The sequence below is a fragment of the Bacillus cereus group sp. BfR-BA-01524 genome, assembly GCF_022662595.1.
Taxonomy (GTDB): Bacteria; Bacillota; Bacilli; order Bacillales; family Bacillaceae_G; genus Bacillus_A; species Bacillus_A thuringiensis_S.
Window position 1 is genome coordinate 70,776 of sequence record NZ_JAKUDW010000017.1, and the last position, 12,012, is coordinate 82,787.

Below are 12,012 nucleotides of genomic sequence, written 5' to 3' on the forward strand. Positions count from 1 at the left end.
GTCTCAGTTTTCTTACACAAGGAGAGTTGTATTTATGTCGTTTTCATGGAAACGTTTCTTACAAATCGGGAAAATTATCTTCCCATTTGTTGTATTAACAATTGTATTCTTTCAAGCAAAAAAAGAATTAGCGGGCATTTCTTTTTTAGAAGCGATTGATACAATCAAAAACATTCCAACTGGAGGAGTCTTTTTAGCAATTACACTTGGTGCATTTGCTGTATCAACAATGTTCTTTTATGACTATGTTATGCTTCGTTACTTAAAAGCTGATATCCCTGTCCAAAAGATTTTCCGTATCTCGTGGATTGCTAATACTTTAAATGGATTTATCGGGTTTGGCGGTCTCGTTGGAGCCGGCGTACGCACAATGCTTTATCGTCCATACATAAAAGAAAATGGAAAACTTATTAAAAGTATCGCTTGGATGACAACTGCCTTTATTAATGGATTAGCCATTCTTTCATTTCTTGGTCTTATCGGAATATTAGACACGAGATTTATTTTACATGAAAAACCATGGCTATGGCCTGTTCTTATCTTCTTCGCTCTTTTCGTCCCTATATATATTGGATTTTCTAAATTAAAAAATAGAAAAGCGACGCAAACAGAGGGACAAGAAGAAGAGGAGAAAAATCCAACTGTTTTATACTCATTAGTTTCATTAGTCGAATGGGTATCTGCTGGTATTGTTATGTACGTCATATTACTATTATTTGGAATTGAAATCGAATTCCAAAAGTTTTTAGGCGTATATGTCATTGCTGCTTTAGCTGGTGTCGTTAGTCTTGTTCCTGGTGGCCTTGGATCATTTGATCTTGTCTTCTTAACTGGGCTTGGGCAATACGGCATCGATACAGGTGTTTTACTCCCTGCTATGTTATTATATCGTCTCGTCTATTACATCTTACCATTCTGCCTTGGTCTCATTTTTGCAGCTTTTGAAATGACAGGAGTAGCCATTAAAAAGTTTGAAGATAAACCTTTTATTGCGCCTGCACTAGAGACAACTGGTGTTATATGGACTTTGCAGCGTGACTTTCTAGGAAAGTTAGGTTCTTGGGCATCTGCTGCTTTAACGGTATTTGCTGGCTTAATGGTTATTTTATCAACCATTCTACCGACAAGTATAAATCGGGCACACGCCTTACATATTCTAGCTCCAAAACACCTTATTCAATTTTCTTTTAGCTTATCGCTAACATTCGGTATTCTCCTCCTCATTCTTTCACGGGGAATATATTACGGAACAAAACGTTCTTATTATATGACGATTGTTTCTTTAATTGGAGCTGCTATTTTTAATACACTAAAAGGAATTGATGTTGAAGAAACGTTTATTTTATTAATCGTACTCGCTGTATTGTATATGCTTCGTAAAAGGTTTGTACGTGAGAAAATGGAAGTCTCACTTTCCGATATCGTAAAAGTTTTTATATTCCTACTTGTAACGTTATATTTATATAAAAACTTAGGTATTTTATTTGCAGGTGCAAAAGAAGCATTCAAACCTGATTTTGTCGTTCGTAATATTACACAAGTGAAACGAAGTGCATTAGCAGCTGCCTTTTTTGTTCCTACTTTTTTACTAATTGGTTCACTCATTGCAAATCGTTATCGAAATGAATTTCCCGGGCAACCAGCTAATGATAAAAGATTACAAAACTTCTTAGATGAACATGGCGGAAATGTACTTAGTCATTTAGGTTTTTTAGGAGATAAACAGTTCTTTTTCAGTAGCGATGGAAAAGCTCTCATTCTCTTCTCAATAACTGGAAAACGACTTATTGTACTAGGTGATCCAATTGGGGACCCTTCCTCCTATCGTACTGTATTGCAAGAGTTTTTAGCTGAGGCTGATCGATTTGGATACATTTGTGTATTCTACCAAATTGAAAGCAAATGGATGAGTTTATATCACGATTTTGGTTATAACTTCTTTAAGCTCGGTGAAGAAGCTGTTGTTGATTTAAATACATTTACAATAACAGGAAAGAAACGTGCTGGCATGCGAGCTACTTTCAACCGTTTTGAAAGAGAAGGCTATACATTCTCTATTCACGAGCCACCTTTCTCAGACGAATTATATGAAGAATTAAGAAAAGTTTCAGATGCATGGCTTGGTGGAAAAAAAGAGAAAGGTTTTTCACTCGGATACTTCGATCGTGAATATATTAGTCGCGCTCCTATCGCAACATTATCTGATGCAGATGGAAAAATTATTGCATTCACAACATTCATGCCCGTATATCAAAACGGATCATTATCTGTCGATTTAATGCGATATTATCCCGATGCGCCTAGCGGCATTATGGACGCAATTTTCATCCACTTATTCCAATGGGCAAAAGAAAATGAATACCACTCCTTTAATATTGGTATGGCACCACTTTCAAATGTTGGTTTATCTACACAGTCTTTCTGGTCTGAACGAGTGGCTGCTGCAATCTTTAATAACGTTCGTTATACGTATAGTTTCAGCGGATTACGACATTTTAAAGAAAAATATAAACCAGCATGGAGCGGTAAATATTTAGCATTTAGGAAGAATCATTCTTTACCAATTACAATGCTCTCTGTAACAAAATTAATAGGAAAAAGAAAAAACAGCTAAATTCTTAGCTGTTTTTTCTTTTTTGCACTTGTACAATAAATTCTTTTTCATACTTCTTACCATTTATATAGAAATCCCCCCACATTTTATACGTGCCCTCGGCAGGAAATGTAATCCGGTATTGTAATTGCTCATCCGTATCTACAGGCATAGCGTATAAAAAGTTCTCCTTCGTTTCATCCACGATATAGAGTGACTCTACTTCTCCTCTCTCTGAATGTAATTTCAATTTTTCACCCTTTTTCGCTTGAAACTGAAATGTTAACGTAACTGGTTCATTCGGATGTAATGCTCCAAATAAAAGAGAAACTTCATAATCTCCTATTTTTTTTGTAAGTACACTGTCGATTGGAAATTTCACTTTTTTCTTATTATTCTCCTCTTTCGTTCTACCAAAATCTTTCCTAGCGAATGACTCTACGGACTTATTTTTATCTTCGTATAAAAATATTGTATATTCTTCGTCTTTCGCTATTTTGGAAGATAACTTATATGACCCGTTCCCTGCAAATGTAGGTTTAATTTGTTGTATGTTTTTTAGCTGTCCGTCTACAATCACTGCCCGAATTTGATCATTTACACCACGAATTTCATTATTCTTTTTGTTTAACAACTGAAATACAATATCTACTTTCTCATTTCCCTTTCCATTTGAAACATCCCACTTTACTTCCTGAACATCTCCTACAGTCTCTTCGTTTTCTTGATATTTTTTTATGTAAAATCCTCCTGCCACAATAAGTACTAACGCAATAAGCCCAATGACAAGATTTTTCAAAACATCACCTACCATTTTTATTGTCTCTATTCATACAAAACTTCTTAAGATATATATTCTAGATTATGATTTATGAAATCCTCCTATTTTGCACATATTACAAATAATAAAAAGATTTTAATTGAAAGGATTCGTAGTGTATAATGCAAATGATATTGATTTCTATCAATACATTATAAGGAGGACTTTTCATGAGTGTACATATCGAAGCAAAACAAGGCGAAATCGCTGAATCTATTCTATTACCTGGTGATCCATTACGTGCAAAATATATCGCTGAAACATTTCTAGAGGACGTTACTTGCTATAATAACGTACGTGGTATGTTAGGTTTCACTGGAACTTATAAAGGAAAACGTGTATCTGTTCAAGGTACAGGTATGGGTGTTCCTTCTATTTCTATTTATGTAAACGAATTAATCCAAAGCTACGGAGTTAAAAATTTAATTCGCGTTGGAACTTGCGGTGCAATTCAAAAAGATGTAAAAGTTCGTGATGTTATTATCGCAATGACGGCTTGTACTGATTCTAATATGAACCGTTTAACATTCCCAGGATTTGATTTCGCGCCAGCTGCAAACTTTGATCTTTTAAAGAAAGCTTACGATGCTGGAACTGAAAAAGGATTACACGTTCGTGTCGGTAACGTTTTAACAGCAGATGTGTTTTATCGCGAAAGCATGGACATGGTTAAAAAACTTGGAGATTACGGTGTATTAGCAGTAGAAATGGAAACAACTGCTCTTTATACATTAGCAGCGAAATACGGTGTAAATGCATTATCTGTATTAACAGTTAGCGATCACATCTTCACTGGCGAAGAAACAACATCTGAAGAGCGTCAAACTACATTTAACGAAATGATTGAAATCGCTTTAGATGCAGCAATTCAACAATAATACATTAAAGAACTCGTCATACGTCTGGTGAGTTCTTTTTATGTGACTTTTTATAAATAACTATTTTATAAAGAGACAGATTTCTCCCCTCTACTTTCTTGTAACGTTTGTTATAATAAAGTGAAACTTTAATCAGTGGGGATTTTTCCCATTCCCCACTGATTATGAGTTGAGCCAATCGGACTTTTACGGGCAGTTGATCTCCCACCTAACTCTCTTGTATTTGCCGAATTTTGAAGTGGGAGTCTTATTGCCGGTTAAAGCGGGATAAAGAAATCATTTACAGTATTTCTCATAAGAGGTGACGCAGTGAAAAACAGAAGTATCGTCTTTAAACTATTTTTATTAACATCAACTTTATTTACAATCATATTCCTACTTTTTTTCCTAGGACAATCTCTATTTTTAGAGAAATTTTATATTAATAAAAAAGTAAAAACAGTCCAAACTGCTTTTGAAAAATTCGTAGATAATTATGACAAAAGTGATAAAAGTTATGAAAAAGTTAGAAAACTAAAACAAGAATTTCATGATAAAACAAATGCCGATATGCAGTTTTTGGATTCTAACGGTATTATTAAAAGTGATAACAATTACTATATCTATGTATATAATCCCAACGATACTAAACAGTATTCCATTCCACTCAATAATCTTTTAACACCAGAAGAATATAATAAATTCGAAAATTTAGGTTTAAAAAAAGATGTAATAATCAATGTTGATGGAGTCGTACAAGAAAATAATATAATCACACCACAAAAATTAGGAACGAATTACAATCAATGGCAAAACGAACATTTCTATTCGGATTTCCAGTCAATTAATGGTAACCCTTCTAAGAATAGACTTGGGAGCCGATACAAATCTACAACTCGCATCGTCTTTACAGGTGTTATAACTAAGTTACAGCTCCCATCCAAAGCTGAGGTTCGTCTTGCAAATGATATTGAAACATTACAAGCCGTTCAATATTTTGCAGATATTATTAGAGATGGTACTTCTAACTCGAACCAATTAAACACTTTCATATTAGATGGCGGAGAAAATATAAAAAATAGTATCTTTGTAAAGCCTATTATGGAAAACGGAAAGATTACAGAATACGCTTTTGCGATAGCATCTTTGCAGCCTGTTAATGAAGCGATGCTCGTTTTAAAAGATTATTATGTTTATGCCTTAATCATCGTGTTTCTCGTTATTATTTTGTTATCCTTCTACTACTCAAAAATCATTGTTAAGCCATTAATTAAAATGAATCGTGTTACAAAAAAAATGGCTAATTTTGATTTCAGCGAGAAATTACCTATTACAGCCGACGATGAAATTGGCGGGCTTTCCGGCAGTATCAATACATTATCTGTAAATTTAAAAGATCGAATCGATCGATTAAATGTTGCCAATACAAAGTTACAACAAGATATTGAACGTGAACGTCAATTAGAGAAAACAAGAAAAGAATTCATTTCTGGCGTATCACACGAATTAAAAACACCTCTAAGTGTAATTAGAAGTTTTGCAGAAGGAATTAAAGATGGTGTTAGTAAAGATACATCGTATTATACTGATGTTATTTTAGAAGAAACAGAAAATATGAACAGGCTGATTGTTGAAATGTTAGAATTAGCAAAGTTAGAATCTGGTACTTACAAACTAGATATGACGACGTTCTCAATCGGTGAATTAACGCAACAAGTCTATACAAAATTATTATTTAGCATAGAAGAAAAGCATTTACAAGTGAACGTCGATGCAGACCCTTCTATACTTGTTAAAGCAAATCGTAGTCGTATTGAGCAAGTAGTTGTGAACTTACTAAGTAATGCAATTCGTTATACGCCAGATGGAGAAAAAATACAAGTCTCCATTATAGAAGCAGAAGATACCGTAAAAGTCGAAATCGAAAATACAGGAAACCCTATCCCTGAAGAAAGTCTTGAAAAAATTTGGGATCGCTTCTATCGTCTAGATGCATCTCGTAGCCGTCACACCGGAGGTACCGGTCTCGGATTATCTATTGTAAAAAACATTTTAGACCTCCATCATGCCGAGTACGGTGTGTATAATACGACTAACAGTGTTGTATTCTATTTCAATTTACAAAAAGTAAAAGAAGTCAAATAATTTGTCTTAATTTCACTAGGAGTTCACATGAAATTCACACTCTCCCTTTATAGTAAGAAACAAGTTAATCCTTTCCTTTACACATATAAAAGAGGAGAGTGCGTGAAATGAAACAAGCAGGACAACCTATTCAAAACGAAAAACAATTAGAAACTATCAAAAATATACTTTTACAATCTTCGAAACGCGATGGCTTATTATTCGTATTAGCTGTAAATTCTGGCTTAAAAGTAAGTGAAATCTTACAATTAAAAGTTAGTGATGTAATCGATGAAAATGAAAATGTTCGCCATTCCATTTTATTTTACAATGAAAAAGTGAAGAAACATAAATGGTTTGCTGTAAATGAAGACTTACAGCACGCAATCGAAGACTACATGAAAGAACGTAAAACTTGGAAACGTAATGAACCATTGTTAAAATCTCAAAAAGGAACAAAATCTATTACGAGACAACATGCATGGTACATTTTAAACAAAGCTGCAAAAGAAGTTGGATTAGAAGGGATTAGCTCACATACACTTCGAAAAACTTGGGGCTATTGTGCATACAAATCAGGTGTTGATATTGCATTTTTACAACACTTCTTTGATCACAGTACTCCATCAAAAACTTTAAAGTATATCGGTATTGCTTAATAGCTCTTATACATAAAAAAGGTTACCATATAAAAAAATGGTAACCTTTTTTATATTTCATATTCTCTTTTCTTGTCTCTCCTATACTGTAGTGGTACTCTAATAATAAGGGGGAGAAATTATGAACACACTTACAATTGAATTACCGCAAGAAACGGCTGAAAAACTTGATTTATTAAAACAAGCTTATGAAAAGAAAACAGGTGCTTCTATTTCTAAGAGCACTCTCGTTCAAACACTTATCTCAAAAGAATTTATCCAAGCGATAACTCCTTTTGATTTACAACAATTCGTCAACGGAAAAGAACAGCATTAATCGCTGTTCTTTTTTTATCTCTATTTAAAATATACAAAGTTTTTTATATATTTTTAGAAAAACCATTGACAATGATAATGATAACCATTATCATTTATTATGAAGCCAACAATTGATGAATCAACCAAACGCTCAGTAACATTGTTACCCCTCTTTTTCATATAGAAAGGCACTGTACATTCCCCCTGTTTGTACAGTGCCTTTCTTGTTTATTATCATTCAAAAAAATTTAATTGCTCCGGCTTCGGCTCACCATATGTAATGTTCATCATTTTCATAAGCTGTTTCGCATTATCTGCTGCATCCCCACCTGAATTGTTGTTAAACAGTACGTATATATCCTTTGTTTTCTTTTTTAATTGCTCTAGTCGTTCAATCCATTCTTCCAGTTCTTTATTGTTGTAGCGATATAAACAGCGAACCGCTCTCCAATTTTCCCCTTTATCCAGCCAACCATGAACATTTCGACCGTGAAAACGTATTAATGCCATGTCTGAATTCGTAACCTCTAGCACGAGTGGCACCGAACCTATTCCAGCCTGTGGTTCATCACAAATTGTATGAACCCATTTCTCCTGTTCTAGAAACTGTAACGTCTTATCTCTCATTTCTGGATAAAACCATGTTTGATTTCGAAATTCTATTGCACATGGTAAACCTTCCATTTTTTCTTTCGTATATCGAAGAAAATCTACATTTTTCTTTTTGCAATCAAACCATGGTGGATATTGAAATAAAATTGTTTTTAATTTATTAGCTTCTATTAAAGGAAGAATAGACTGTTTATACACATCAAACATCTCATCGAACGTAGAAAAAGGAATTTCACCTTTCATATGTCCTGTCATTCCCTGATACGCTTTTACGACAAAAGAAAAATCTTTCGGCGTTTCCATTGCCCATTTTATATAATTTCGTGCAGGTTGCATCGCGTAAAATGAACTATCCACCTCTACAATAGGAAAATACTCGCTATATGTTCGTAATTTATTTCTATTTTCATAGGAATCTATGTATAAAGAATTATGATCTCCCCATCCTGTCACCCCAATGAACAGCACATATATCCCTCCCTTTTTAACTTCATCTTCTATTCATTTTCCAAACACTTTGCATCATGTAGCCTTTTCTTTAAGAGTATCCTTATAAAAATATGATATACTATATGGAAGAATTTTTAAAATGAGGGGTTATTTATTTATGCTTCCAAACAATGCTACTGTATTTCATGAAAAACGAATTGAAGAACTAGAAAATAAAGTACGTTTTTATGAAGAACTTGTGAATCAATTACCACATCATTTCACATACAAAAATCCACATATTGGTTTACAAATAAAGAAAACCAGAACAACTCATTCCATTCAAGAAATACCAAAAGAGAATAAAGACGCTAATTTTCAACTTACTTGTGATTCATTATTTTTATTTGAACAACTTGAAAAACACCTTGTTCATATTTTTGATGCTTTTTCACATCATGTAACCTTTGTCGATAATAAAGGGAATATTACTTTATGTAATCAAGTTGCCGCAGATGATTTCGGTGTAATACGCAATGATATTATTGGAAAACCAATTCAACAATTACTAAACTTGCCGGAAGAAAAAATCAAAGCAATTGAAACATTAAGAACCGGAACAGAAATATATAATGAAGAAGTTTTAGACAAAAACTATGGCATTATAAATAACCGAATTATTCGTGATTATAACGGTGAGATTTTTAGAGTTATTAGTGTCTTTCATTATTTAAATACAGAACGTGATGCAGAGAAGTTTTCGTTAGCAGGACGAATCGCAGCTGGAATTGCACACGAAGTACGAAATCCTCTTACAACAGTACGCGGATACTTACAATTTTTACAAGAAAGTGTTTCTCCATCAAATAAAGAATTATTTAAAAACTTGCTTATTCCTGAATTAGATCGTGCAAATAATATTATTACAAAATTTTTAGCGATTTCAAAAACACGTGAATTTACAAGAGAACCGTTTCCCATCAATACATTTTTACGCGACTATATTCAACAGTTACTAGCTAGTGAAGTCTTCTTGCATAACATTTCAATTGATTATAACTTTTCTAATGAATTAGATGATATTTTAGTCAATATTGATCGACATGAACTTGTTCAAGTGTTTTTAAACCTATTTCAAAATGCCGTCGATGCTCAAGGCGAAAAACCTCTTTCTATTCAAATCACTAGTTATCGCCTAGATAACTTCGTTCGGATTACTTTCACAGATAACGGAATTGGTATTCCTCCAGCTATTCAAGAATATATCTTTGATCCATTCTTCTCAACGAAGGATTCGGGAACAGGACTAGGCTTGTCAGTAACAAAAAAAATCATTCAAAATCATAACGGTACGCTCAAAATGACTAGTGCTCCAGACGGTACAACCTTCACTATCTCTATTCCGATTTTACCTAAAGTAAATCGTGAAGCAATTAACTTATAAAATGATAATGCTGTTCTATGAACTCCCTTTAATTGTTAAGCAAACTCTAACAATTAAAGGGAGTTTTTTATGCTAATTTATTCTCTTTAAAACATATAGATTTTTTTCTACTTTTTTATTGGTCGTGTTAGGTAGGTAAACTTCTTATTTTTTGAGAAATAGTAGTTTGTCCATCACGAATTTAATTTGAATTTCATTTTAATATATAGTAACGACTATTTATTCTATAAAAGAAAGGAATGAAAAGATGAACAATAAAAATAAAGGAAAAGTATTTTATGGTAATGATTGTTGCGAAGTAAGAGCTTGTAGTTATATCAACATCTCTAAGTCCGAACTTAAAGAATTTGTTAGACTTCTTCAAGTTCTTGGCCAAGCTATTCAAGCTGTCTTTCAAAATCATTCTCAAGTTAATATCAATAACTTGATTGATGTCCTAAATAACCTACAGAAATTCCTTAATTGCTTAGATTTGTCTCCTGCACAAAAACAAATCGGAAATTCTATTATTGCTAACCTATTAACTATTTTAAAAACAACACCTTTCTCATGCGGAGCATTATACGTTGAACTACAAAGCCTGCTTAATTATTTATTGTATATCGCTAAGTTATTCAAAATTGATTGCTGTGCTATCGATAATCTCGTTAAACTCATTTCAGAAATTCAAGCTATCTTAGTTCGATATGGATCTGGTTGCCTAGGTGGAGGAACTACTGGTGCTACGGGGGCTACTGGACCTCAAGGTCCGGCGGGCGCTCAAGGCGCTACCGGTGCTCAAGGTCCGGCTGGTGCTCAAGGACCTCAAGGTGCTCAGGGACCAGCAGGTGCTCAAGGTGCTACTGGACCTCAAGGTGCTCAAGGTATTCAAGGTCCAGCGGGCGCTCAAGGTGCTACTGGTGCTCAAGGTCCAGCCGGCGCTCAAGGTGCTACTGGTGCTCAAGGTCCAGCGGGCGCTCAAGGTGCTACTGGTGCTCAAGGTGCTACTGGCGCAACAGGACCAGCAGGTACTCCGATCCCTATAACTACAGCTGTCTTAGGTAACACAAATGCACAAACAGTATCACCAGGAAGCAATATACAATTCAATGAAACATTTGAATTAACAAACCTCTCCTTTAACGGCTCTGATACTCTAACTGTTTTAGAAACTGGTGTATACGATATTAACTTCTCCGCATCTACAACATTCCCAGGCTCTTCACCATTTGGTTTCGGTCTTTCATTTAATGGCCAACCACCTAGTCGTAATTTTTCAACTAACGTTATCGGTAGTGCGGTTTCTTTCTCAACGATTATTACTTTAACAGCTGGTACAACAATCTCTGTACAACCTACAGCAAATACTATCTCTATTCCAAATACAGGTGAAACAACTGCAGTACTAACCGTCTTCCGAATTTACTAATTTTCGTCAAATAATCATATTTATAGTTATATGTTTAATTGACTGTGTATTAAATCTCTCTTTTAATAAAAAGGAGCACTTATTTGGGAGGATAAGTGCTCCTTCTTTACGTTTCTTTACCTCAAATTTACTCTATCTTAATCCTCATTTTGTATGATAAATAATGAAGTCAAAGATATGAAAGAGGGATGAAAAATGAGAGTTATGTCACCGATACGCATTTGGATTGCACTTATGATATGCATTATTTTATGTGTAGGATTTTTTTTAACTCTAAAATATTCCACTATTTCAAAAGCAGAGAGAAAAACAGTTCCATACAAACTTTTGTATACGAAACAAAACGACATCCTTTATTCCAATTACACAAATAATGAAAAAAAAGTTATAAAAGGAATGCTTATTACGAAAGCTTCTAATTACGAAACTCTACTTCAAATTGCTGAATCGATTAAAGATCAGTATACAAATAAAGGAATTGATGAAATCACGCTGTCTATCCATAATGAAAATAATGGTAGTTATGAAGAAGAATTACCTTACGAACCGATTAGTAAAGGAAAAATAATCGTCACATACGATTCTCAATCCTTTGGCAGTACGAACATTACTCTTAATGAATAGTAGCATTTATCTCACTCATTATGAGCTCACTTTATTTTTCACATGAGAAAGAGGCGAATAATGAAATTCGCCTCTTTTTTCACCATAATGATGGAATCCACTCTTTCACTTTATCAAACCACTCTTGCTGTTCTTTTTTCCTTTG

General features: G+C 33.9%; 10 protein-coding genes. 8 read left to right on the forward strand and 2 right to left on the reverse strand.

The window, feature by feature from the left end:
* Positions 1 to 34 precede the first annotated feature (34 nt).
* The gene (mprF, locus tag MR170_RS08520; protein WP_000010853.1) at positions 35 to 2,614 is read left to right on the forward strand and encodes a bifunctional lysylphosphatidylglycerol flippase/synthetase MprF; all 2,580 of its coding nucleotides are present in this window, start codon (positions 35 to 37) and stop codon (positions 2,612 to 2,614) included.
* A 4-nt stretch (positions 2,615 to 2,618) separates the two neighbouring features.
* On the opposite strand, the gene MR170_RS08525 is transcribed toward mprF, so the two are convergent.
* Positions 2,619 to 3,407, reverse strand: coding sequence for a hypothetical protein (locus MR170_RS08525; RefSeq protein WP_043935494.1), 789 nt, complete (start codon positions 3,405 to 3,407; stop codon positions 2,619 to 2,621).
* A 176-nt stretch (positions 3,408 to 3,583) separates the two neighbouring features.
* On the opposite strand from MR170_RS08525, the gene deoD reads away from it, so the two are divergent.
* The 4 genes from deoD (at position 3,584) to MR170_RS08545 (ending at position 7,369) form a co-directional block, all read left to right on the forward strand.
* Positions 3,584 to 4,291: a purine-nucleoside phosphorylase gene (gene deoD, locus MR170_RS08530; RefSeq protein ID WP_000110707.1), complete on the forward strand. Its 708-nt coding sequence runs from the start codon at positions 3,584 to 3,586 to the stop codon at positions 4,289 to 4,291.
* A 309-nt stretch (positions 4,292 to 4,600) separates the two neighbouring features.
* Positions 4,601 to 6,415 carry a sensor histidine kinase gene (locus MR170_RS08535; protein ID WP_242307933.1) on the forward strand — a complete coding sequence of 605 codons (1,815 nt, stop codon included), beginning with the start codon at positions 4,601 to 4,603 and terminating at the stop codon, positions 6,413 to 6,415.
* A gap of 107 nt (positions 6,416 to 6,522) precedes the next feature.
* Positions 6,523 to 7,053, forward strand: a complete 531-nt coding sequence (locus MR170_RS08540) for a tyrosine-type recombinase/integrase (RefSeq protein ID WP_000806236.1) — start codon at positions 6,523 to 6,525, stop codon at positions 7,051 to 7,053.
* 121 nt (positions 7,054 to 7,174) lie between these two features.
* Entirely contained in the window at positions 7,175 to 7,369 is a 195-nt protein-coding gene (locus MR170_RS08545; protein ID WP_029441834.1) for a DUF3924 domain-containing protein, read from the forward strand.
* 215 nt (positions 7,370 to 7,584) lie between these two features.
* Here the strand turns inward: MR170_RS08545 and MR170_RS08550 are convergent, their stop codons facing one another.
* Entirely contained in the window at positions 7,585 to 8,430 is an 846-nt protein-coding gene (locus MR170_RS08550) for a DUF72 domain-containing protein (RefSeq protein WP_016082293.1), read from the reverse strand.
* A 139-nt stretch (positions 8,431 to 8,569) separates the two neighbouring features.
* Between MR170_RS08550 and MR170_RS08555 the strand changes: the two genes are divergently transcribed.
* The 3 genes from MR170_RS08555 (at position 8,570) to MR170_RS08565 (ending at position 11,867) form a co-directional block, all read left to right on the forward strand.
* Positions 8,570 to 9,835, forward strand: a complete 1,266-nt coding sequence (locus MR170_RS08555) for an ATP-binding protein (RefSeq protein WP_242307934.1) — start codon at positions 8,570 to 8,572, stop codon at positions 9,833 to 9,835.
* 247 nt (positions 9,836 to 10,082) lie between these two features.
* Positions 10,083 to 11,243 carry a Gly-Xaa-Xaa repeat protein gene (locus MR170_RS08560; RefSeq protein ID WP_242307935.1) on the forward strand — a complete coding sequence of 387 codons (1,161 nt, stop codon included), beginning with the start codon at positions 10,083 to 10,085 and terminating at the stop codon, positions 11,241 to 11,243.
* A gap of 195 nt (positions 11,244 to 11,438) precedes the next feature.
* Entirely contained in the window at positions 11,439 to 11,867 is a 429-nt protein-coding gene (locus tag MR170_RS08565; protein ID WP_043938521.1) for a hypothetical protein, read from the forward strand.
* Positions 11,868 to 12,012 lie beyond the last annotated feature (145 nt).

Excerpts from the sequence above, each read along its gene's own strand:
- MR170_RS08525 (WP_043935494.1), bottom strand. The coding sequence starts at position 3,407 with ATGGTAGGTGATGTTTTGAAAAATCTTGTCATTGGGCTTATTGCGTTA.
- MR170_RS08545 (WP_029441834.1), top strand. The coding sequence starts at position 7,175 with ATGAACACACTTACAATTGAATTACCGCAAGAAACGGCTGAAAAACTT.
- MR170_RS08555 (WP_242307934.1), top strand. The coding sequence starts at position 8,570 with ATGCTTCCAAACAATGCTACTGTATTTCATGAAAAACGAATTGAAGAA.
- MR170_RS08560 (WP_242307935.1), top strand. The coding sequence starts at position 10,083 with ATGAACAATAAAAATAAAGGAAAAGTATTTTATGGTAATGATTGTTGC.
- mprF (WP_000010853.1), top strand. The coding sequence starts at position 35 with ATGTCGTTTTCATGGAAACGTTTCTTACAAATCGGGAAAATTATCTTC.
- MR170_RS08565 (WP_043938521.1), top strand. The coding sequence starts at position 11,439 with ATGAGAGTTATGTCACCGATACGCATTTGGATTGCACTTATGATATGC.
- deoD (WP_000110707.1), top strand. The coding sequence starts at position 3,584 with ATGAGTGTACATATCGAAGCAAAACAAGGCGAAATCGCTGAATCTATT.
- MR170_RS08540 (WP_000806236.1), top strand. The coding sequence starts at position 6,523 with ATGAAACAAGCAGGACAACCTATTCAAAACGAAAAACAATTAGAAACT.